The sequence below is a fragment of the Yersinia sp. 2466 StPb PI genome, assembly GCF_041538325.1.
Classification (GTDB): domain Bacteria; phylum Pseudomonadota; class Gammaproteobacteria; order Enterobacterales; family Enterobacteriaceae; genus Yersinia; species Yersinia enterocolitica_E.
Genome location: NZ_JAULSL010000001.1, coordinates 874,874 through 899,037 on the forward strand (window position 1 = coordinate 874,874; position 24,164 = coordinate 899,037).

Below are 24,164 nucleotides of genomic sequence, written 5' to 3' on the forward strand. Positions count from 1 at the left end.
GAAGTGTACTATTAGGGGGCTTAGATAAACAATGCAGTTAGAAAATGGCTGGATTTTAGGGGTTAAACGGGTCGTTTCTCCCCATTTTGATCAACGGCCAGAATGCGAGGTACCTTCGCTGCTGGTAATTCATAATATCAGTTTGCCCCCTGGTGAATTTGGTGGCCCATATATCGATCAGCTTTTCACTGGCACACTAAATGCCGATGAACATCCTTATTTTGCTGATATTGTTCACTTGCGAGTTTCAGCCCACTGTCTGATTCGTCGTGATGGTGAAGTTATTCAATATGTTCCGTTTGATCAACGCGCTTGGCATGCTGGAGTCTCAAGCTTTGGCGGGCGTGAGCGGTGTAACGATTTTTCTATTGGGATCGAGCTGGAAGGAACGGATGTGTTACCGTTTACGCCCGCACAATATCGGAGTTTGAATGAGATAAGTGTGCTGTTATTTGCTCATTATCCGATAACTGTTGATCGGGTGACGGGCCATAGTGACATTGCGCCACAACGTAAAACCGACCCTGGCCCCGCTTTTGATTGGGCTTTGTATCAGCAGAGTTTAGTGAAGTTAACATCGCCATCGTGATGCTGGTGATTCAGTCTTCACCGCAGGTTTGTTGTCGAGCAGCTCAGCTGCTTGTTGCCTGGTTTTATAGTGTGGTTTATACATGCCGGGAGGCATATGCCCTGTTTCCAGGGCTGGTTAAGTGCAAAGGGAGAATAAGAGCTAATGACACTGTTTACGCTGTTGCTGGTGCTAGCATGGGAGCGCTTGTTTAAACTCGGCGAACATTGGCAGTTAGACCACCGCCTTGAAGTCGTATTCACGCGTTTACACCGTTTTTCGTTGGCACAAACTATTTTGCTGACTGCCGTGTGGATGGCCTTGGTATGGCTGATTTTGCAGTTAGTGCAGAATATCTTGTTTGGTTTCCCCCTGTTGTTGATTTGGATTCTGATTTGCCTGCTATGCATTGGTGCCGGGGGGATTCGTAAACACTATCGAGCCTACCTTAAAGCTGCCCGCCAAAATGATGCCCATGCCACCGATAAAATGGCAGAAGAGTTAGCATTAATCCATGGTTTACCCATGGATAGCGGAGAGAAAGCTCGCTTACAATCCCTACAAAATGCCTTGTTGTGGATAAACTTCCGTTACTATTTAGCGCCTATCTTCTGGTTTGTTGTATGTGTTAACTATGGCCCCGTAGCGCTAGCAGGCTATGCGATGTTACGCGGATATCAAACCTGGTTAGCCCGACACCATACACCTTTACAGCGTTCTCAATCTGGTATTGATCGTCTGTTACATTGGCTGGACTGGATACCTGTGCGGTTGGTGGGTGTGGCATATGCCTTGTTGGGGCACGGCGAAAGAGCATTACCAGCTTGGTTTGCCTCATTAGGCGATTTCAGAACTCAGCAGTATCAGGTTCTGACCCAATTAGCGCAGTACTCTTTGGCTCGTGAGCCTCATTTAGACCCAGTACAGACGCCAAGGTCTGCGGTCTCGTTAGCACGAAAAGTGACACTAACGGTGATTGTAGTCGTGGCTTTACTGACCATTTATGGTGCACTAGTTTAGTTTTCTGATTTATGGCACTGGCCGGAGAGTTTGTGCTCGGCCAGTGCGGTCTTAACGAAATATGATTAATTAGCCCGCATACCTCATCCCCATCTCATATCTGATCTTTTCCTTCACTATTAGTTCTGTATTCATGGATATTCTCTCCGTTTTGGATCAAAAACAGTCATTGAAGATGGATAATTGCTGTTCAATCGGGGAGATATCAGAAGTTAATGGTTATAGAGATGCACAAATGTACCATCGCCATCAAAGTCTGAACCAGACGGCAAAAAAGGAAACGTGATAAATTCAATACATAAGTAATATCAAACTGTTCATTATCTGGTTTGTACTGTTGGGACGCACAGCACTATAGGATCAATGGGTTATGGAAGATGGCGAGTCAGTCGAACACGGTTTTGTTAAACAATAAAATAAACGGGTCAGCGCTGTGGCTGACCCATTAGCTATGATGTCGTCAGATTCCCGAGAGAAATCTGCTATCAGGATTTGGCGCGTTGGTTACGATTTTTCAGGCTGTAGCCAATAGCCAGTAGCAATACCCAAGCTGGAATCAATAGCACAGAAATCTGGATACCCGGTGTCAGATACATAATGACCAAAATGCCGGTGAGGAACAGCAAGCACAGGTAGTTGCTGAACGGATACCAGAAGGCTTTGAACTGTGGGATCACACCTTGGCGGTTTTTAGCGGCACGGAATTTAAGGTGCGCAAGGCTAATCATCGCCCAGTTGATCACCAGCGCCGATACTACCAGTGCCATCAGTAATTCGAAGGCTCGGCCTGGGATCAGATAGTTAATCAGTACGCAGAAAGCGGTGGCAAATGCAGAGACGGCGATAGCAATAACAGGTACCCCGCGACCATCGACTTTTAGCAGCATTTTCGGGCCGTTGCCTTGTTTGGCTAAACCAAACAACATGCGGCTGTTACAGTAAACACAACTGTTATAGACCGACAATGCTGCTGTCAGTACCACGATATTCAATACAGTTGCGACCACATTGCTGTTCAGTGCATGGAAGATCAGTACAAATGGACTACCGCCTTCGACCACTTTTCCCCACGGGTAGAGTGATAATAAGATTGCCAGAGAACCAATATAGAACAGCAAGATACGGTAGATAACCTGATTGGTTGCTTTGGGGATGCTTTGGGCTGGGTTTTCGGCTTCTGCGGCGGTAATCCCGACTAACTCAAGGCCACCGAAGGAGAACATGATCACCGCCATTGCCATAACCAAGCCCATGACACCGTTAGGGAAGAAGCCGCCTTGTGCCCACAAGTTAGTCACAGTGGCTTCCGGGCCGCCTTGCCCGCTAAGTAGTAACCATCCACCGAACAGAATCATTGCAATGATAGCGACCACTTTAATGATGGCGAACCAAAACTCCATTTCACCATACACTTTGACATTTGCCAGGTTGATGGCATTGATAGCTAAGAAGAATACTGCCGCTGACACCCATGTTGGGATCTCCGGCCACCAATATTGTACATAGATACCTACGGCGGTCAGTTCGGCCATCGCCACTAACACATATAGTACCCAGTAGTTCCAACCAGAAGCGAAACCGGCAAAGTTCCCCCAATATTTGTAAGCAAAGTGGCTAAAAGAACCCGCGACTGGTTCTTCGACTACCATTTCTCCTAACTGGCGCATAATCAGAAACGCGATAAAGCCGCCGATTGCATACCCCAGTAGCACTGAAGGCCCCGCCATTTGAATGGTTTGCGCGATACCAAGGAATAATCCGGTACCAATTGCGCCACCTAAGGCAATAAGCTGTATGTGGCGGTTTTTAAGCCCCCGCTTTAGCTCTGCACCTTCCTGTTGAACACTCATTGTTGCATCCTCTGTCGTTGTCACTTTTAGCGGGCAAACCCGTCATCTTTCAAACTGCAAATATATTGGCTGTACTCGTTACTCAGCCCATCCTTGGAATAATCTCTTACCGCCTTCCCGCAACTTGAAATCTATTGGGTATAAATAGGTGCCGCTTGCTATGCGTAAGGTTTTGATTACATTATTTGTATTATTTTGTTTACGGTGGCTTTTCTGGGAATTTTCTCTTTGGGCTACCGTTTAAAAGAGAATAGTGGTAGGCGAGAATTATTGCATCTGCTTTTTATTTTAATCGGTGAAGTTTTAGCCAAAACAGCAAGAAAAATGTTGATGCGTGATCAAGCTGTTGTTTTGAGGAAAAGCAGGAATGTGCTTTTTTGGGTTGAAAAGCCACCAGTAAGCCATTTTTATAATGGTCATACCAGTTTTAAGGCGAGAGACAGAGGGATACAGACTTTTCTTGTTTTTGTTTGAATATAAATTCAAATTTACAGGATTTATATTCACAAATAAAATCACTTTAACGCTTCAGCTTGCCTAATTACCCGTTTCATAAAAGTTAAAACCCGAGGCTGCCAGGTAATGGTATTACCACTGCTACGTTATCACTTTGCATTGCTTTATCAGTGAAGTTGTTAAAATGTGCTGGGTTTCATGATTTTGGTCAAGGTCCGTATGGACAGCTAGTGAATACTTTGTTACTTTATCGTCACGTTTTTGAAATTGGTATTACCAATTGACTCCGCGCTACTCGCAGAGACGATTCACTCAATACGGCTTACAGCGCGACTTACAACAAATTATGGCCTACAACAAAATACGTCAGCCCAAATTATCAGATGTCATCGAGCAGCAGCTCGAATACCTGATCTTGGAAGGGACGCTGCGTCCGGGGGAGAAATTACTGCCTGAACGCGAGTTGGCGAAGCAATTTGATGTTTCCCGACCTTCTTTGCGAGAAGCAATTCAGCGCTTAGAAGCTAAGGGACTGCTGTTGCGTCGTCAGGGGGGCGGGACTTTCGTGCAAACCAATCTGTGGCAAAGCTTTAGCGATCCGCTGGCAGAGCTACTGGCTGACCATCCAGAATCACAATTCGATCTGTTAGAAACCCGTCATGCTCTCGAAGGTGTTGCTGCCTATTATGCAGCATTGCGCGGCACTGATGAAGATCTGCAACGTATCCGTGAATGCCATACTGTTATTCAGCAAGCGCAGGATAACGGCGATTTAGATGCTGAGGCAGATGCCGTTATGCAGTATCAAGTGGCTGTCACAGAGGCTGCGCATAATGTGGTTTTGCTGCATTTACTGCGTTGCATGGGGCCGATGCTGGAACAAAACGTAAGACAGAACTTTGAATTGCTTTACTCGCGCCGCGAAATGCTGGCAACAGTAAGCAGTCACCGCGCCGGGATTTTTGAGGCGATTGTGGCACGCGAGCCAGAGAAAGCCCGCGAAGCTTCACACCGTCACTTGGCGTTTATCGAGGAAATTCTGTTGGATCTTAGTCGGGAGCACAGTCGCCGTGAGCGATCTTTGCGTCGGCTCCAACAGCGCAAGGACTAGAAACGAATCATTCAGGTTGCGCCTCTGCAAGACCTCAATAACTCGTTTTATACCCCTCGTACTTGAAGCTACAGGGTTGTCAGCTGCGTGAACTCACCCGAATCACTGACTTGGGTCAGCTCATCGAGATTCGTTCTCTGGCAGCGCTGCCGTAACTCCAATTTCGTTGGGTAGTTATTCTCATTTGAGAATTATTAGCGGCAACTATACCCAAAATAATTCGAGTTGTAGGTAGGCGGCAAGGGAATGACAAATCGGTCGTAGGCCGATTTGAACAGCATTTATGCTAGCCCGTAGGGTGAGTCTCAAAGAGACTCATTAATCCTCAGGAGCTTACTTGGGTAAGTGACTGGGGTGAGAGAGTACAGCCAACGCCTCTACAGCTTGAAGTATGACGGGGACAAACTGATGGGCCTATCTTCCGGTGTTTTCACCAGGGCACGTGCTTTAGCCTGGGGTTAAAGCACAGGAAGATAGGCTCCAAATAAACCATTAGAAACAGATAAGGAATACCACCATGTCAGAACGTTTAAATAATGACGTGGATCCGATCGAAACCCGCGACTGGCTACAGGCGATCGAATCGGTCATCCGTGAAGAGGGTGTTGAGCGTGCTCAGTATCTGATTGATCAGGTTTTGGGCGAAGCCCGTAAAGGTGGCGTGAGCGTTGCGGCAGGTTCTGCCAACCGTGATTACATCAACACCATCGCGGTAGAAGACGAACCCGCTTACCCTGGCAACCTGGAGCTTGAGCGTCGTATTCGTAGCGCTATCCGTTGGAATGCTGTGATGACCGTGTTGCGTGCGTCGAAGAAAGATCTGGATTTGGGCGGCCACATGGCATCCTTCCAGTCTTCCGCTACCTTCTACGAGGTTTGCTTCAACCACTTCTTCCGTGCTCGTAACCAAAAAGACGGCGGCGATCTGGTTTACTTCCAGGGCCACATTTCTCCAGGTGTTTACGCGCGTGCTTTCCTTGAAGGCCGCCTGACTCAAGAGCAAATGGATAACTTCCGTCAGGAAGTCGATGGTAAGGGTCTGTCTTCTTACCCGCATCCGAAACTGATGCCTGAATTCTGGCAGTTCCCAACTGTATCTATGGGCCTTGGCCCAATCAGTGCAATCTATCAGGCCAAGTTCCTGAAATACCTCCATCACCGTGGTCTGAAAGACACTGCAGCACAGACCGTGTACGCCTTCTTGGGCGACGGCGAGATGGATGAGCCGGAATCCAAAGGTGCGATCACCATCGCGACCCGTGAAAAACTGGATAACCTGGTCTTCGTTATCAACTGTAACTTGCAGCGCCTGGATGGCCCGGTTACCGGTAACGGCAAGATTATCAATGAGCTGGATGGTATCTTCAATGGTGCTGGCTGGCAGGTTCTGAAAGTGATTTGGGGTAGTCGTTGGGATGAGCTGCTGCGTAAAGATACCAGCGGTAAACTGATCCAATTGATGAACGAAACCCTGGATGGCGACTACCAGACCTTTAAATCCAAAGACGGCGCTTATGTCCGCGAACACTTCTTTGGCCGTTTCCCTGAAACTGCTGCATTAGTGAAAGACATGAGCGACGATGAGATCTGGTCTCTGAACCGTGGCGGTCATGATCCGAAGAAAGTCTTTGCCGCACTGAAGAAAGCACAAGAAACCACCGGTAAACCAACTGTTATCCTGGCCCACACCATTAAAGGTTACGGCATGGGCGAAACAGCAGAAGGTAAAAATATTGCTCACCAAGTGAAGAAAATGAACATGGAAGGGGTTCACCACTTCCGCGATCGTTTCAATGTGCCAGTTGCCGATGCTGATATCGAAAAACTGCCTTACATTACCTTCGAGAAAGATTCCGAAGAGTACAAATATCTGCATGAACGTCGTCAGGCGCTGGAAGGCTATGTGCCAACCCGCATGCCTAAGTTCACCGAGAAGCTGGAAATCCCTGCGTTGTCAGATTTCAGCTCCTTGCTGGAAGAGCAGAACAAAGAGATCTCTACCACTATCGCCTTCGTGCGTGTGCTGAACGTGATGCTGAAGAACAAATCTATCAAAGACAGAATTGTTCCAATCATTGCTGACGAAGCGCGTACTTTTGGTATGGAAGGTCTGTTCCGTCAGATTGGTATTTACAGCCCGAATGGTCAGCAGTACACCCCGCAAGACCGTGAGCAGGTTGCTTACTACAAAGAAGACGAAAAAGGCCAGATCCTGCAAGAAGGGATCAACGAACTGGGTGCTGCCTCTTCATGGCTGGCTGCTGCGACCTCATACAGCACCAATGATCTGCCAATGATCCCGTTCTACATCTACTACTCCATGTTTGGTTTCCAACGTATCGGTGACCTGTGCTGGGCTGCGGGTGACCAACAGGCGCGTGGCTTCCTGATCGGTGGTACTTCAGGTCGTACTACTCTGAATGGCGAAGGTCTGCAACATGAAGATGGTCATAGCCACATTCAGTCACTGACTATCCCGAACTGTATCTCTTACGATCCGGCCTATGCTTATGAAGTTGCTGTCATCATGCATGACGGTCTGGAGCGTATGTACGGTGAAGCGCAGGAAAACGTCTATTACTACCTGACCACGCTGAACGAAAACTACCACATGCCAGCAATGCCACAGGGCGCAGAAGAAGGTATCCGTAAAGGTATCTACAAACTGGAAACTGTTGCAGGTAGCAAAGGCAAAGTGCAGTTGATGAGTTCAGGTGCAATCCTGCGTCACGTTCGCGAAGCGGCTCAGATTCTGGCTAACGACTACGGTGTTGGTTCTGATGTGTACAGCGTAACATCCTTCACTGAACTGGCCCGTGATGGTCAGGATTGTGAGCGTTGGAACATGCTGCACCCAACAGAAACGCCACGCGTTCCTTATGTGGCTCAAGTCATGAACGACGCACCAGCAGTTGCTTCAACTGACTACATGAAGCTGTTCGCTGAACAAATTCGTAACTTCATTCCTGCCAGCGAGTTCCGCGTTCTGGGTACAGATGGTTTCGGCCGCTCTGACAGCCGTGAGAACCTGCGTCACCACTTCGAAGTTGATGCTTCTTACGTTGTGGTTGCAGCTCTGGGTGAATTGGCTAAACGCGGTGACATCGACGCCAGCGTAGTTGCACAAGCAATTACCAAGTTTGGTATCGACGCCGATAAAGTTAACCCGCGTCTGGCATAAGAGGTAAAGAACAAATGGCTATTGAAATTAACGTACCAGACATCGGTGCAGATGAAGTGGAAGTCACCGAAATTATGGTGAAAGTAGGCGATACCGTTGAAGCGGAACAGTCGCTTATCACCGTTGAAGGTGATAAAGCTTCCATGGAAGTCCCATCACCGCAGGCGGGCGTAGTTAAAGAAATCAAAATTGCAGTTGGCGATACTGTCGCGACCGGCAAACTGATGATGATCTTCGAAGCAACAGGTGCCGCTGCGGCGCCTGCAACAGCCGAAGAAAAGCCAGCAGCCCCGGCTCAGGCAGCGGCTTCTGTGGCCAGCGCGGCGAAAGACGTTGCGGTGCCGGATATCGGTTCTGACGAAGTTGAAGTCACCGAGATTATGGTCAAAGTGGGCGACACTGTTGCGGCTGAACAATCGCTGATCACTGTAGAGGGCGATAAAGCCTCTATGGAAGTGCCAGCGCCATTCGCCGGTACCGTTAAAGAGATCAAAATCAGCACTGGCGATAAAGTCAGCACCGGTTCTCTTATCATGGTATTTGAAGTAGCAGGTGCTGCGGCACCCGCTGCGGCAACTGAGTCAGCACCGGCAGCAGCACCGGCGGCGGCAACAGCCTCTGCGGTTAAAAATGTCGACGTGCCAGACATCGGCGATGATGAAGTTGAAGTGACTGAAGTGATGGTTAAAGTCGGGGATAAAGTTGCCGCTGAACAATCACTGATCACCGTTGAAGGCGATAAGGCTTCAATGGAAGTGCCAGCACCATTTGCCGGTACCGTTAAAGAAATCAAAATCAACACTGGCGACAAAGTTAAAACCGGCTCGCTGATTATGGTGTTCGAAGTGGAAGGCGCAGCCCCTGCTGCCGCGCCTGCCCAGCAAGCGGCTCCTGCTGCTGCACCGGCTAAAGCGGCCAGCGCTCCTGGCGCGAAAGCTGAGAGCAAAGGCGAGTTCGCTGAGAATGACGCTTACGTGCATGCCACGCCGGTTATCCGCCGTTTAGCGCGTGAATTTGGCGTAAACCTGGCGAAAGTGAAAGGTACCGGCCGTAAAGGTCGTATCCTGCGCGAAGACGTTCAGGCCTACGTGAAAGATGCGGTCAAACGTGCTGAAACAGCACCAACTGCTGCCACTGGCGGCGGTCTGCCGGGCATGCTGCCTTGGCCGAAAGTTGATTTCAGCAAGTTCGGTGAGATTGAAGAAGTTGAATTAGGCCGTATCCAGAAAATCTCTGGTGCGAACCTGAGCCGTAACTGGGTCATGATCCCACATGTAACTCACTTCGACAAAACCGATATCACCGATCTGGAAGCGTTCCGTAAGCTGCAGAACGACGAAGCTGCCAAGCGTAAGCTGGACGTGAAGTTCACCCCAGTGGTGTTCATCATGAAAGCTGTTGCTGCTGCTCTCGAGCAGATGCCACGTTTCAACAGCTCACTGTCCGAAGACGGTCAGAAGCTGACACTGAAAAAGTACATCAACATCGGTGTCGCGGTAGATACGCCAAATGGTCTGGTCGTTCCGGTATTCAAGGATGTGAACAAGAAAAGCATCACTGAACTGTCCCGTGAACTGATGGCTATCTCCAAGAAAGCTCGTGATGGTAAGCTGACCGCTGGCGAAATGCAGGGCGGTTGCTTCACCATCTCCAGCCTGGGCGGTATCGGGACAACTCACTTCGCGCCGATTGTTAACGCGCCGGAAGTGGCTATTCTGGGTGTATCCAAGTCTGCGATAGAGCCAGTCTGGAACGGTAAAGAGTTCCAGCCGCGTCTGATGATGCCGATGTCGCTCTCCTTCGACCACCGTGTGATTGACGGTGCTGATGGTGCGCGCTTTATCACCATCATCAACAACATGCTGGCCGACATTCGTCGTCTGGTGATGTAATCGTCAAGGCCGGCTTAGCGCCGGCCTTGTTATACCTTTCGTTCTTGAAGTCGCAGGGGTGTTAACGCGCCTACAGTTTGAAAGATGAAGGGTATTTCGCCGGACAAACAATTAAGAGGTCATGATGAGTACTGAAATTAAAACTCAGGTCGTGGTACTTGGGGCAGGTCCAGCAGGGTACTCTGCTGCTTTTCGTTGCGCGGATTTAGGTTTGGAAACCATTCTGGTTGAGCGTTACTCTACTTTGGGTGGTGTTTGCCTGAATGTGGGTTGTATCCCTTCCAAGGCATTGTTGCACGTTGCCAAAGTTATCGAAGAAGCTAAGGCGCTGGCTGAACACGGTATCGTTTTTGGTGAGCCTAAAACTGACATTGATAAAGTCCGTGTCTGGAAAGAGAAAGTTATCAATCAGTTGACCGGTGGTTTGGCAGGTATGGCTAAAGGCCGTAAAGTCAAAGTGGTTAATGGTTTTGGTAAATTTACTGGCGCGAATACCTTAGTGGTTGAAGGCGAAAATGGCCCAACTACCATTACCTTCGATAACGCGATTATCGCGGCCGGTTCTCGCCCAATCCAACTGCCATTTATTCCTCATGAAGACCCACGTGTTTGGGACTCAACTGATGCACTGGCACTGAAAACCGTACCTGAACGTCTGCTGGTTATGGGCGGTGGCATCATCGGTCTGGAAATGGGTACGGTTTACCATGCGCTGGGCTCGAAAATTGATGTGGTAGAAATGGCTGACCAGGTTATTCCGGCTGCTGATAAAGACGTGGTGAAAGTTTTCACCAAGCGCATCAGCAAGCAGTTCAACCTGATGCTGGAAACCAAAGTGACGGCGGTAGAAGCCAAAGAAGACGGTATCTATGTCACGATGGAAGGCAAAAAAGCGCCAGCAGAACCACAGCGCTATGATGCCGTTCTGGTGGCTATTGGCCGTGTACCTAACGGCAAATTGCTGGATGCCGGTCAGGCTGGTGTAGAAGTTGATGAGCGTGGCTTTATCCACGTTGATAAACAACTGCGTACCAACGTGCCGCATATCTTTGCTATCGGTGACATCGTGGGTCAGCCAATGCTGGCACATAAAGGTGTGCACGAAGGTCATGTTGCTGCTGAAGTTATCTCCGGCCTGAAACATTACTTCGATCCGAAAGTCATTCCATCTATTGCGTACACTGAACCTGAAGTCGCATGGGTGGGTCTGACTGAGAAAGAAGCGAAAGAAAAAGGCATCAGCTTTGAGACCTCCACCTTCCCGTGGGCGGCATCGGGCCGTGCTATCGCTTCAGATTGCGCAGACGGTATGACTAAACTTATCTTCGACAAAGAAACTCACCGTATCATCGGTGGTGCCATTGTTGGGACTAACGGTGGTGAACTGTTAGGTGAAATCGGTCTGGCGATCGAGATGGGTTGTGATGCGGAAGATATCGCGTTGACCATCCATGCTCACCCTACCTTGCATGAATCTGTCGGTCTGGCTGCGGAAATCTACGAAGGTAGCATTACCGACTTGCCTAATCCGAAAGCGAAAAAGAAATAATTTTCGCTAATACAGCAAGATAATGAAGCGGCTCCTTAACAGGGGCCGTTTTTTTGTTTAAAGGTTTTTATCACTCAGGTATTTTTTATCGATCAAAAATCGATCCCGCCCGTAGTTGGCTGGGCGAGATATGAAAGGTCCGCCGCAGTGCGGTGGCAAAGTTGGCTGGGCTGGTATAACCAGCAATGGCGGCGGCTTGATCGATACTGACTCCTTCTTTCTGTAATGCCAGCATAGCCCGCTTTAAACGACAATGGCGCAGATATTCAAATACCGTAATGTGGTAACTTTCACGAAAACGTCGCTGCAAGGTACTCTGGCTCATATTCACCAGACCGGCTAATTCACTCATCGATAGGTGGTCAGCCTCACCACTTTCCAGCCAGTCACGTACCCGCTGAACTCGGTTCAATCCACGTAATGAGATTTTATTTTGCTGTTGAGCTTGCTGCTCCAGTGAACTGAACGCTTCAATGATCAGCCCAATACATTGTGTTTCCCATTGCAACCGCTCCAGCGGCGTTGAAAAGGGTGGGGCGCTCGCTATTTTCTGAGCAATGGCTTGCGAGTGAACTGATGGGCGCCATAAATGAATCGCCAGATGCTGTTGGGTAAAGTTATACAACGTATCCCATGCACCGGCTTGTGGCAGCAAATCGCCATACAGCCATTCACGGTCAAAAGTCAGTGTTAATGTGCGCTCGTGACTGTTGTTTTTACCGTGGCGAGTAAACAGGGTGCTTTCAGTTAATGAGACCAGCGAGGCATCGCCTTTTTCCTGCAAATGCAACTGTTGACCGCCGAATGAGATATGCGCGCTGCCACTAACCACAATAGCCAGTTTCAGTGCTGGATTAAGCCGGTTTTGTGTCTTGATATCACAGAGGTTGGTGACATTCGCGGTATGTAAAATCAGATGTGGGTTCAGACGCAATACTTGAAAGTCGCCAAACAATACCGGGTCAGTGGACAATGATTTCACGCTGCTCAGTTGATAATCACTGGCAACCAGATTCGATTGTTGCACAATTTGTTCACGATAAATCGGTTTGGATGAGGGAGAGACATTGCGTAATTTGTTTTGCTTCACCGCCGACATGACGAACTCTCCACTGACATTATGACAACATTGACGTTTTGACAAACAGATTTGCTGTTTGCACAAACCTTTTCCCTATATGCAAATGTAACAATTAACGCGATGAATTGATAATGGAAATAATTATCAATCTTGTTCGCTTTTATCGCCCAACGAATAGATTGCCAGAGATTTTACTCTGCGGATATTTGCTGTGGGCTTTTTTGCATCAGGGGAAAGTGTAATGAAAGTAAAATGGCAACGGCGTTCTCTGACGACATTGATCGGTATTTGCATATCGACTCCGCTCTGGGCACAAACTCAAGCGACAAATCAAGCTGAGTCCACAGCAGCGACACAGACGACAGCGCAAACAACCGCCACCACATCGCAGCAAGAGCCTGCTGTGGCCGGTGGGTCGGCAACCACCGGAGATACGCTGGTGGTGACCGCTCAACAGCAAGTTCGTCAGGCGCTGGGGGCATCCACTATCACCGCAGAAGATATCCGCAAACGGCCACCCGCGAATGACCTGTCCGAAATTATCCGCACCATGCCGGGTGTTAATCTTTCCGGTAACTCTGCCAGTGGTCAGCGTGGCAATAATCGCCAAATTGATATTCGTGGCATGGGACCTGAAAATACGCTGATTATGATTGATGGCATACCGGTCTCCAGCCGTAATGCGGTGCGTTATGGCTGGCGTGGTGAACGTGATACCCGTGGTGATACCAACTGGGTTCCCGCGAATATGGTTGAGAAAATAGAAGTTTTACGCGGGCCGTCAGCGGCACGCTATGGCAACGGTGCAGCCGGTGGTGTAGTGAATATCATCACCAAACAGCCGGACAAAGAACTACATGGTAGCTGGAACGCCTACATGAACCTGCCGCAGCACAGCGAGGAAGGCGCGACTCGTCGTACCGATTTCAGTCTGTTGGGGCCGCTAAGTGATACCGTCAGTTTCCGCTTGTATGGCGGATACAATAAAACCGATGCTGATGATTGGGATATTAACCAAGGCCATGAATCTGCCCGTACCGGTAACCAGGCCGGTACACTGCCTGCTGGCCGTGAAGGGGTACGAAATAAAGATATCAACGGGTTACTGCGTTGGGAATTTGCCCAAGGCCAATCTCTGGAGTTCGAGGCAGGTTATAGCCGCCAGGGAAATATTTATGCCGGTGATACACAAAACACAAACAGCAATGCCATAGTTCGCAGCTTATACGGTGCGGAAACTAACGTGATGTACCGCGATAATTTCTCGCTAACACACCGTGGCTTTTGGGATAACGGCGTCAGTACAACCTCCTATTTTCAGTATGAAGATACGCGCAACTCACGAATTAATGAGGGGCTGGCGGGCGGTACAGAAGGCATATTCTCAAATAAATATTTCAGTACTATCAAGCTGGACAACTATCTGGCCCACTCCGAGGTTAACCTGCCATTTGAATTGGGCGTTAATCAGGTGCTGACCGTGGGGGCGGAATGGAATGACCAGAAAATGAACGATCCAAGCTCTAATACCCAAACGACGAGTGAGGGTGGCAGTGTCAGCGGCTTGACGGGGACTGGGCGTAATACTCGTAGCTCGGCGCAGATAGCCTCGGTATTTGTTGAGGATAATATCGAGTTGACGGATACCACCATGCTCACCCCAGCACTGCGCTTTGATCATCACAGCACCGCGGGAAGTAACTGGAGTCCGGGCCTGAATCTGTCACAGGAACTGGGTGATTACTTCACCATGAAAATGGGTATTGCCCGTTCTTATAAAGCGCCAAATCTCTATCAAACCAACCCTAACTATCTGTTATATAGCCGTGGTCAAGGTTGCTATGGCGGTGGCGGCAGTTGCTACCTGATGGGTAATGATTCTCTGTCTGCTGAAACCAGCGTAAACAAAGAGATCGGGTTCGAGTTCCACGATGACGGCATTATTGCCGGTATCACTTACTTCCGTAATGATTATCGTAATAAGATCGAGCCGGGTTTGGTCTCCCTCGGGACTGCCAGTGGTGGTACCGGTGCTTATGCTAATTCCGATATCTTCAAGTGGAGTAACGTGCCGAAAGCGTTGGTGGAAGGGTTGGAAGGTAATCTGACCGTGCCCTTCACTGAGACAGTACAGTGGAGCAGCAATCTGACCTACATGCTGGAGTCGAAGAACAAAAGCACCGGTGATTACTTATCGATCACGCCGGAGTTTACTTTGAATAGTTCACTGAACTGGCAGGCAACTGATGATTTGTCACTGCTATCCACGGTGACCTGGTATGGGCGTCAGAAGCCGAAAAAATATGACTATCAAGGTCTGCCGGTTACGGGTACGGCACGCAATGAAGTCAGCCCATATGCCATCTTTGGTCTCAGTGCTAGCTATACAGTGACAAAAAATGTCAGTGTCACCACTGGGATTGAAAACCTGTTCGACAAACGCCAGTTCCGTGCCGGGAATGCTCAGAGCGTAGCCGGTATCGCGGGTGCAGGGGCAGCGACTTACAATGAGCCGGGCCGGACCTATTTTGTTAGCTTGAATACCCAATTCTAAATGCCCTTCATACTTGGGGCATAGAGTCTTTTATCAAAGCAGAAACAGTGGTTATCGACTGTTTCTGCTTCATTTATCGCCACAATATCTTCCCTTCGTTATTTATCACCCTAAAAGTCATATCAATAGCACGAGATTCTCATAGAGAGATGGTATCCATTCATTTACTGTGGTTATCATACAGCGGTGTTTTTGCGGATATTGCCCTACGGTGAGAGGCTAACTGAGAGCCATTATCAATACTTCAGGTGATTACACTGCGCTCAACGATTCAGCAAAAATTTAATGTTGCTTTTATGTGAACGAATTAACACTGAGTTCAAATACTGGTATGCTGGCTGGGCAAACTGGGCATCTTACTTACACCTACTGCATCAGTGATGATGGCTGGTGGCTACTGATAGCCTGGAAATATACCCAATAGATTTCAAGGTGCAGGAAGGCGGCCAACGAGAGAGTCCCGATGAGCTTACATAAGTAAGTGATTCGGGTGAGCGAGAGCAGCCAACACATCTGCGGTTTGAAAGATGATGGGTATAAATGACAATAAAAGCGAGGAGAGAGTCGTGCTAGAAGAATACCGTAAGCACGTAGCCGAGCGTGCTGCTGAGGGTATCGTCCCCAAGCCATTAGATGCATCACAAATGGCCGCGCTGGTTGAATCATTAAAAAATCCGCCGGCGGGCGAAGAAGAATTTTTGTTAGATCTGCTGATCAACCGTGTTCCACCCGGTGTTGATGAAGCAGCCTACGTTAAAGCCGGTTTCCTGGCGGCGATTGCCAAGGGTGAAGCCAACTCCCCTCTGATTAACGCTGAAAAAGCGATTGAACTGCTTGGCACTATGCAGGGCGGTTATAACATTCATCCGCTGATTGATGCGTTAGATAACGAAAAGCTGGCACCGATTGCGGGCAAAGCGTTATCTCACACCTTGCTGATGTTTGATAACTTCTACGATGTGGAAGAAAAAGCCAAAGCGGGTAACCCACACGCCAAGAAGGTGATGCAATCCTGGGCTGATGCCGAATGGTATCTCTCCCGACCGCCTTTGGCCGAAAAAATCACGGTCACCGTATTCAAAGTAACCGGTGAAACCAATACCGATGATTTGTCCCCGGCGCAAGATGCCTGGTCGCGCCCTGATATTCCACTACATGCCTTGGCGATGCTGAAAAATGCCCGTGAAGGCATTCACCCAGATCAACCGGGTAGCGTTGGCCCGATCAAACAGATCGAAGAACTGAACAAAATCGGTTTCCCGCTGGCCTACGTCGGTGATGTGGTCGGTACCGGTTCTTCCCGTAAATCCGCCACCAACTCGGTGCTGTGGTTTATGGGCGACGACATCCCTTACGTGCCGAACAAGCGCGGCGGCGGTGTGGTGCTGGGCAGCAAAATTGCCCCGATCTTCTTTAACACGATGGAAGATGCCGGTGCTTTGCCAATCGAAGTGGATGTTGCCAATCTAAACATGGGCGACGTGATTGATATCTTCCCGTATCTCGGCGAAGTACGCCGCCATGATACTGGTGAGATACTCGCGACCTTCGAGCTGAAAACTGACGTGTTGCTGGACGAAGTCCGTGCTGGTGGGCGTATTCCACTGATTGTTGGCCGTGGCTTGACCACTAAAGCTCGTGAGTCGCTGGGTCTGCCAGTCAGCGAAGTATTCCGTGTGGCGAAGCCAGTTGCCAAAAGCAATAAAGGCTTCTCGCTGGCACAGAAAATGGTTGGCCGCGCATGTGGTGTTGAAGGTGTGCGCCCAGGCGAATACTGCGAACCTAAGATGACCTCGGTCGGTTCACAAGACACCACCGGCCCGATGACCCGTGATGAACTGAAAGACCTGGCCTGTCTGGGCTTCTCCGCTGATTTGGTGATGCAGTCATTCTGTCATACTGCCGCTTATCCTAAGCCCGTTGATGTGACCACTCACCATACTTTGCCTGATTTCATTATGAACCGTGGTGGCGTATCGCTGCGTCCTGGTGATGGCATCATCCACTCGTGGTTGAACCGCATGCTGTTGCCAGATACGGTTGGTACCGGTGGTGATTCCCATACTCGTTTCCCGATTGGGATCTCCTTCCCGGCAGGTTCTGGTTTGGTGGCCTTTGCGGCCGCAACAGGTGTAATGCCTTTGGACATGCCTGAATCGGTGCTGGTGCGTTTTAAAGGTAAAATGCAGCCGGGTATCACTCTGCGTGATCTGGTGCATGCAATTCCTTACTACGCGATTCAGGAAGGCCTGCTGACGGTTGAGAAGCAAGGCAAGAAGAACATCTTCTCTGGCCGAATTCTGGAAATTGAAGGCCTGCCAGAGCTGAAAGTCGAACAGGCATTCGAGTTGGCCGATGCTTCCGCTGAACGTTCTGCTGCTGGTTGTACCATTAAATTGGATAAAGCGCCGATCACTGAATACCTGCAATCCAATATCGTCTTGTTGAAGTGGATGATTGCGGAAGGCTACGGCGACCGCCGTACGCTGGAGCGCCGGGTTAATGGTATGGAAAGCTGGCTGGCGAATCCAAATCTACTGGAAGGCGATGCCGATGCGGAATATGCAGCGGTAATCGAAATCGATCTGGCTGATATCACACAACCTATTCTGTGTGCGCCAAACGATCCAGATGATGCTCGCTTGTTGTCTGATGTGGCTAACAGCAAGATCGATGAAGTGTTTATCGGTTCTTGCATGACCAACATTGGCCACTTCCGTGCGGCGGGTAAGTTGCTGGATCAACATAAAGGCCAATTGCCAACACGTTTGTGGGTTGCACCGCCGACCAAAATGGATGCCGCACAGTTGACTGAAGAGGGCTACTACAGCGTCTTTGGTAAGAGTGGTGCCCGTATTGAGATTCCGGGCTGTTCACTGTGTATGGGTAACCAGGCTCGTGTGGCTGATGGTGCGACAGTGGTTTCTACGTCAACCCGTAACTTCCCGAATCGCTTGGGGAATGGGGCAAATGTCTATCTGGCGTCGGCTGAACTGGCGGCGATTGCATCACTGCTGGGGCGTCTGCCAACGCCTGAGGAATATCAAACTTATATGGCTCAGGTTGATAAGACCGCAGAGGATACTTATCGCTACCTGAACTTCGATCAGTTGAGCCAATATACGGACAAAGCTGACGGTGTTATCTTCCAAACCGCAGTCTAAACAGCTATACCCTTTGTCTTTGGAGTTACAGGGCTGTTAGCTTGCCGCCTATCTGTAACACCAATTACTTTGGGTATGATGTATAATACGTATCTGACGGGAGGCCTATGGCCTCCCGTTTCTATTTTAAACAAACCGTCTGGTAGTGAAATCTTAGTGGTATTTACCGGCTTTGCGAGCTTGCGCCAAGTGGGTGGGCTAAATACGGTTACAATAATTATAAGAGCATCAGGAGGGCATGCTATGGACTATGAATTCTTGCGTGATTTAACAGGGCAAGTGCTGGTCAGATTCTCCATGGGACATGAAGTGATCGGCCATTGGCTCAATGAAGAGATTAAGGGCGACCTGGCGAAACTCGATCAAATTGAAGCTGCCGCTATGGAAGTGAAAGGCAGTGAGCGCCAGTGGCAGTTGACCGGCCATGAATATACCTTGTGGCTGGATGGGGAAGAAGTGATGGTGCGTGCCAATCAACTGGATCTAGACGGCGATGAGATGGAAGAGGGCATGAATTACTATGATGAAGAAAGCCTCTGTCTGTGCGGGTTAGAGGACTTTCTGCTGGTATTGAAAGGCTATCGTAACTTCATTACTTCTAAATAAAATATTTACTCAAAGAACTTGGAGTTGCTGCCTATCTGCGGCTTCAAGTCCGAAGGGGATTGCGGCTGGCAGACCAGCACAGCAGAGAACCTACCACCACCATCGCCACTCCAGGCCAGAAAGCGGCTGAGGGCAGGGTATTGAGCCACAAGCTGGCAATCAATATCGATAGCAGTGGTGTGAAGTAGGATAGAGCAGCCACTAATGTGGCATTGCCCTTTTTCATGGCAATATCCCAACACAGATAGGCCAGCGCAGTGTTGGCTCCCATAAGTAACAGTTCAAATGTTGCCCGTGTGGTGAAATGCAACTTGCCGGGGGTCAGCATAAAGAACATGACCCACAAACACAGGGCGCAGGCGAGTAAAAACAGCGGCAACGCCCCTGGTCCACGGCTGTACAAACGGACCAGATTGGAATAAGCCGCCCAGGTAAACGCCGCGATGAGTGCCAGGCTGTAGGCCAGAGGGTTACTGCGAACATTGGTGCTCAATACGTTGATATCTAGTCCGTTTCCACCGCTGACTACCCAGATTACACCGAATAGAGCAAGTGCAACTCCCAGCCATAACCACCAACGGGCACGCAGCTTAAGTAATGGAACCGCTAACAGCAAGGTTAAACTCGGCCACAGGTAATTGATCAAGCCAATTTCCAGTGTCTGCTGACGGTCATTAGCCATACCAATAGCCAAAGCGAACGCCACCATATACACCACAAATAGTAAACCACAACCGTACAGATAAGCTGGATGCTGTCCACGTAACGTAGGTTTACCCGCCACCAACCACACCAAAACTCCACTCAGGCTGTAAATTGCCGCTCCGGCCCCAAACGGACCCAAGGTTTCAGATAGTCCGCGCGTTAAAGCGACACTCATGCTCCAAAGCAGGATTGCAATAATGCCATATAGGGTGGGGAGGCGGTTCATTCGCGGGGTCATTCCTTGAGTTGGAGGTATTAACCGGGCAAAAAGAGTTATGCCCGATTAATCGGTTTCTTGTCTGACTTATTACTGATTAATAACATATAAATACAGTGGTATTACCGGCAACGTATCACATTTCTGGCACATTGCGGCCATAGTAGATTTCCTGCATCTCTTTATATAACAGGCGAGTAATACGTTCTCTTTCTGCGGCACTCAGCTCTTCCGGCTTGGCGTTAAACAGATAATGCTTCAAATCGAAGTCTTTCAACATCATCTTGGTATGAAAGATGTTTTCTTGATAAACATTCACATCCATCATGTGATACAGCGACTTCATATCGTCAGACATGAAATTCTGAATCGAGTTGATCTTATGATCGATAAAATGCTTTATCCCATTGATATCACGGGTAAAACCTCGCACGCGATAATCCATCGTAACAATGTCGGACTCCAACTGATGGATAAGGTAATTCAGGGCTTTCAGCGGTGAAATCACTCCGCAGGTAGAGACTTCGATATCTGCGCGGAAAGTGCATAACCCCGCTTCAGGGTGGCTTTCTGGGTAGGTATGAACGCAGATATGGCTCTTGTCCAAATGGGCAACCACTGCATTTGGCAGCGGGCCGGGGTGCTCAGAGGTATCAACATCGCGCGGATCGACCGGTTCTTCGCTGACCAGAATGGTAACACTCGCCCCCTGAGGGTCGTAATCCTGACGTGCGACATTCAATATATTTGCGCCAATGATCGAGCAGGTTTCGCTCAAGATCTCGGTCAGGCGGTTGGCGTTGTACTGTTCGTCAATGTAGGCGATATAGCCATCGCGGTCGTCTGCGGTCTCGGCATAACAAATATCGTAAATACAAAAACTCAGGCTTTTGGTCAGGTTGTTGAAGCCGTGTAGTTTAAGCTTGGACAATTTAGTTCACCTCCTTATTTGGCTGTTAAGGCATCCAGCAGATACTGCGGCAAGGCAAAGCTGCCGACATGAATGGCTGGGTTATAGTAGCGGCAGTTTAGGCCTGCTTCAGCAAAACGCTGTTGTAGCGTGGCAAGATCCAACTGACGCAGCGAGGGGTTCTGAGTCGCCCACGCGAAGGTCATAATACCGCCATAATAGGTCGGAATTGCGGCCTGATAAAAACTGACATCACTGAAATAGTGGTTAAGCTTATTGTGGCTGCCGACGGCTTCATCCTGTTGTAGGAAGCATACGCCGTTTTGCGCCACAAAAATGCCGCCTTGGTTCAGGCTACGGGCACATCCCTCGTAGAAAACTGAGGTAAACAGGCTTTCTCCTGGGCCGATGGGATCGGTACAGTCGGAGATGATGACATCGAATTTTTCAGTGCTCTGGTTAACGAAATTAACACCATCATCAATAACTAATGTGAAACGAGGATCGTCATAGGCACCCGCACTGTGATTCGGCAGATATTGGCGGCAGAACTCCACGACACCGGCGTCAATTTCCACCATGGTAATCTGTTCGATATTTTTATGGCGGCTGACTTCACGCAGCATGGCACCATCACCACCACCGATGATAAGTACCTTCTTCACCTGACCGTGGGCCAGTAACGGCACATGAGTCATCATTTCGTGATAGATAAACTCATCGCGCTCGGTCGTCTGAACCACGCCATCCAGTGCCATGACACGGCCCAGCACGGGATTTTCAAAAATCACCAGATCCTGATGCTCGGTTTTCTCGTGGTACAGCACATTTTCTACTGAAAAATACTGACCGAAGTTGGCATGCAATGTTTCATACCATAGTTCTTTCTGTGACATGTTCGGGGCTTCTCCTTCGCAGTAACAGCCATGAAAAATGGGGGCAACATCATAGCCAACTCTGGATGAGGTTGCACGGTGGAATTTCAGACTGAAAGGATAAAGGCGGGATTGTTAGTTCGCGTAAGCCAATAAACTCAACGAGTCACGGGCCAGAGACTTGCATTTGGTAGGAACTGGAATAGCAATACCACGCAGGTCGCGATAACTCTCTTCGCCCAACGCTTTCATATTAAAGCTATTATAGTTACGCAGGTCCCAGCGATTTTGCTGAGCAAAATAGACGATAGCCCGTTTGATTTCGTTATTGGGTAATTCGTTATAACCACAATCATTTTTCAGATAGACAAATACCGCAGTCAGATCCGCAAGATCTTCTGCTTCGGATTCACTTAATGCAGAACTGGCAGATGAAAATCCGCACAGAGTAAGCAGCAGCATAACTAACGTTGTTCTTTTCATAGCGGAAACAGGCTTGTTCATTGTTAACAGACGTTATCACACTGTGATGGTTCAGAGTAAATTTTATTATACCCTTCGTACTTGAAGCCGCAGGGTTGTTAGCGATGCAGGTGACTCTCCCGCACCATGCGCCTTGCCAGGCGAGGTTACTGCAAGCAGATTTATCACCAGAATCACTTACCTGATTTGGATTGATTCACCAAGTGATTGATTACGTCTTGACCTTCCTGTAAGGGGAGGGTTTAAGCTCACAGACTGCTGTTTTTGTGTCTTGCAGGCACTCACTCATTATCAAGATGGAGACGACCATGCATCGCCGTGATTTTATTAAGTTAACGGCAGCTCTTGGAGCCGCCACTTCACTGCCGTTATGGAGCCGCGCGGCCTTGGCCGCAGATTTCTCACCACTGCCTATTCCACCTCTGCTCCAGCCCGATGCCAATAGCAAAATTAATTTGAATATCCAGACCGGTACTGTGGCCTGGCTACCCTCCGCAGCAACGCAGACCTGGGGTTATAATGGCAATCTACTGGGGCCTGCCATCCGTTTGCAACGAGGCAAACCGGTCACTATTGATATCACTAATTCCCTACCAGAAGCGACCACGGTGCACTGGCACGGACTGGAAATCCCCGGCGAAGTGGACGGTGGTCCACAGGCACTGATTCAACCCGGCACAACCCGGCAGGTTGTTTTTAGTGTCGATCAACCGGCGGCTACCTGCTGGTTCCATCCCCACACTCATGGGAAGACTGGCCAGCAAGTGGCCATGGGCTTAGGCGGATTGGTCCTGATCGATGACAGTGAGAGCGAGAAACTTCCTCTGCCAAAGCTGTGGGGTGTAGATGATATTCCGGTTATTTTGCAGGATAAATTACTGGGTAAAGATGGGCAGATTGATTATCAGTTAGATGTGATAACGGCGGCTGTTGGTTGGTTTGGCGATCGGATGTTTACCAATGGAGCACACTATCCGCAGCAAATCACCCCACGCGGTTGGGTGCGGCTAAGGCTGCTCAATGGCTGTAATGCCCGCTCCCTTAATTTGGCACTCAGCGATGGCCGCCCGATGTATGTGATTGCCAGCGACGGTGGCTTACTGGCCGAACCGGTAGCCGTGCGTGAGTTGCCAATACTGATGGGTGAACGTTTTGAGGTGCTGGTGGATACCGCTGATGGTAAGCCGCTTGATCTGGTTACTTTGCCAGTGAAACAGATGGGTATGACCCTGGCCCCGTTCGATAAGCCATTACCGGTATTGCGCATTCAGCCATCACTGGCCGCCGGTAGCAAGGTGCTCCCGGATTCGCTGGTTGTGGTACCGGCATTAGCCGATGCCACTGGCCTGCAAGAGCGCTGGTTCCAACTGATGATGGATCCGAAATTGGATATGTTAGGGATGCAAGCGCTGATGAGCCGTTATGGTATGCAAGCAATGGCTGGCATGAACATGGGTAACGGTGCCATGAATGGCATGGATCACAGCAATATGGCCGGTATGGAGAGTGGCAATATGAAAGGCATGGCGAGTGGCGCGATGAAAGGCACGGCAGCTTTTGATTTCAGCCATGCCAATATGATTAACGGCAAACCGTTCTCGATGACTGAACCGGCGTTTGACGCGAAGCTCGGGAAATTCGAGAAGTGGACCGTTTCTGGTGAAGGCGACATGATGTTACATCCTTTCCATGTCCACGGGACACAGTTCCGTATTTTGACAGAGAACGGCAAACCACCGGCAGAGCATCGCCGTGGCTGGAAAGATATTGTACGAGTGGAAGGTGCGCGCAGTGAGATATTAGTGCGTTTTAGTCACCTCGCACCAGCCAGTATGCCTTATATGGCCCACTGCCATCTGTTGGAACATGAAGATACTGGCATGATGTTGGGTTTTACCGTCAGCGCTTAGGGGGTATCAACAGGTTATGTGTGCGGCGGGTG

General features: G+C 49.3%; 17 protein-coding genes. 11 read left to right on the plus strand and 6 right to left on the minus strand.

The features are described 5' to 3' along the window. Positions 1-31 precede the first annotated feature (31 nt). Together ampD and ampE are read left to right on the plus strand one after the other, a co-directional pair. Positions 32-589, plus strand: a complete 558-nt coding sequence (ampD, locus tag Q2T72_RS03925; RefSeq protein WP_372568679.1) for a 1,6-anhydro-N-acetylmuramyl-L-alanine amidase AmpD — start codon at positions 32-34, stop codon at positions 587-589. Positions 590-733: 144 nt separating this feature from the next. Beyond that, a complete protein-coding gene (ampE, locus tag Q2T72_RS03930; protein ID WP_083160492.1) occupies positions 734-1,588 on the plus strand; it encodes a beta-lactamase regulator AmpE in 855 nt (284 codons plus the stop codon). Between the two features lie 485 nt (positions 1,589-2,073). Here ampE and Q2T72_RS03935 read toward each other — a convergent pair whose 3' ends face one another. After that, positions 2,074-3,438 carry an amino acid permease gene (locus tag Q2T72_RS03935; protein ID WP_372568680.1) on the minus strand — a complete coding sequence of 455 codons (1,365 nt, stop codon included), beginning with the start codon at positions 3,436-3,438 and terminating at the stop codon, positions 2,074-2,076. Positions 3,439-3,666: 228 nt separating this feature from the next. Between Q2T72_RS03935 and Q2T72_RS03940 the strand changes: the two genes are divergently transcribed. The 5 genes from Q2T72_RS03940 to lpdA all read left to right on the plus strand — a co-directional run bounded on the left by Q2T72_RS03940 (position 3,667) and on the right by lpdA (position 11,627). Next, complete coding sequence (locus tag Q2T72_RS03940) at positions 3,667-3,912, plus strand: hypothetical protein (protein WP_372568681.1); 246 nt, start codon at positions 3,667-3,669, stop codon at positions 3,910-3,912. A gap of 328 nt (positions 3,913-4,240) precedes the next feature. After that, the gene (pdhR, locus tag Q2T72_RS03945; protein ID WP_049613280.1) at positions 4,241-5,005 is read left to right on the plus strand and encodes a pyruvate dehydrogenase complex transcriptional repressor PdhR; all 765 of its coding nucleotides are present in this window, start codon (positions 4,241-4,243) and stop codon (positions 5,003-5,005) included. A gap of 517 nt (positions 5,006-5,522) precedes the next feature. After that, complete coding sequence (gene aceE, locus Q2T72_RS03950; protein ID WP_083160488.1) at positions 5,523-8,186, plus strand: pyruvate dehydrogenase (acetyl-transferring), homodimeric type; 2,664 nt, start codon at positions 5,523-5,525, stop codon at positions 8,184-8,186. A 14-nt stretch (positions 8,187-8,200) separates the two neighbouring features. Further along, complete coding sequence (gene aceF / locus Q2T72_RS03955; protein WP_372568682.1) at positions 8,201-10,078, plus strand: pyruvate dehydrogenase complex dihydrolipoyllysine-residue acetyltransferase; 1,878 nt, start codon at positions 8,201-8,203, stop codon at positions 10,076-10,078. Positions 10,079-10,202: 124 nt separating this feature from the next. Next, positions 10,203-11,627 carry a dihydrolipoyl dehydrogenase gene (gene lpdA / locus Q2T72_RS03960; RefSeq protein ID WP_050086092.1) on the plus strand — a complete coding sequence of 475 codons (1,425 nt, stop codon included), beginning with the start codon at positions 10,203-10,205 and terminating at the stop codon, positions 11,625-11,627. 85 nt (positions 11,628-11,712) lie between these two features. On the opposite strand, the gene Q2T72_RS03965 is transcribed toward lpdA, so the two are convergent. Further along, positions 11,713-12,726, minus strand: coding sequence for a helix-turn-helix domain-containing protein (locus Q2T72_RS03965; protein WP_372568683.1), 1,014 nt, complete (start codon positions 12,724-12,726; stop codon positions 11,713-11,715). Positions 12,727-12,949: 223 nt separating this feature from the next. Here Q2T72_RS03965 and Q2T72_RS03970 point away from each other — a divergent pair, with 223 nt between their 5' ends. From Q2T72_RS03970 to yacL, 3 genes are all read left to right on the plus strand, one after another. Next, the gene (locus Q2T72_RS03970; RefSeq protein ID WP_153046286.1) at positions 12,950-15,262 is read left to right on the plus strand and encodes a TonB-dependent siderophore receptor; all 2,313 of its coding nucleotides are present in this window, start codon (positions 12,950-12,952) and stop codon (positions 15,260-15,262) included. Positions 15,263-15,828: 566 nt separating this feature from the next. Then, on the plus strand, positions 15,829-18,426 hold the full coding sequence (gene acnB, locus Q2T72_RS03975) for a bifunctional aconitate hydratase 2/2-methylisocitrate dehydratase (protein ID WP_372568684.1): 2,598 nt from the start codon (positions 15,829-15,831) through the stop codon (positions 18,424-18,426). Between the two features lie 243 nt (positions 18,427-18,669). Continuing rightward, on the plus strand, positions 18,670-19,032 hold the full coding sequence (gene yacL, locus Q2T72_RS03980; protein ID WP_083160480.1) for a protein YacL: 363 nt from the start codon (positions 18,670-18,672) through the stop codon (positions 19,030-19,032). 43 nt (positions 19,033-19,075) lie between these two features. Here yacL and yddG read toward each other — a convergent pair whose 3' ends face one another. From yddG to Q2T72_RS04000, 4 genes are all read right to left on the minus strand, one after another. Continuing rightward, positions 19,076-19,963: an aromatic amino acid DMT transporter YddG gene (yddG, locus tag Q2T72_RS03985; protein ID WP_083160478.1), complete on the minus strand. Its 888-nt coding sequence runs from the start codon at positions 19,961-19,963 to the stop codon at positions 19,076-19,078. Positions 19,964-20,090: 127 nt separating this feature from the next. Continuing rightward, a complete protein-coding gene (gene speD / locus Q2T72_RS03990; protein ID WP_083160476.1) occupies positions 20,091-20,885 on the minus strand; it encodes an adenosylmethionine decarboxylase in 795 nt (264 codons plus the stop codon). A 14-nt stretch (positions 20,886-20,899) separates the two neighbouring features. After that, the gene (gene speE, locus Q2T72_RS03995; protein WP_083160474.1) at positions 20,900-21,760 is read right to left on the minus strand and encodes a polyamine aminopropyltransferase; all 861 of its coding nucleotides are present in this window, start codon (positions 21,758-21,760) and stop codon (positions 20,900-20,902) included. 114 nt (positions 21,761-21,874) lie between these two features. Beyond that, the gene (locus Q2T72_RS04000; protein ID WP_016266377.1) at positions 21,875-22,222 is read right to left on the minus strand and encodes a YacC family pilotin-like protein; all 348 of its coding nucleotides are present in this window, start codon (positions 22,220-22,222) and stop codon (positions 21,875-21,877) included. Positions 22,223-22,530: 308 nt separating this feature from the next. Between Q2T72_RS04000 and cueO the strand changes: the two genes are divergently transcribed. Beyond that, positions 22,531-24,132, plus strand: coding sequence for a multicopper oxidase CueO (gene cueO, locus Q2T72_RS04005; protein ID WP_372568685.1), 1,602 nt, complete (start codon positions 22,531-22,533; stop codon positions 24,130-24,132). The last annotated feature ends 32 nt before the right edge of the window (positions 24,133-24,164 follow it).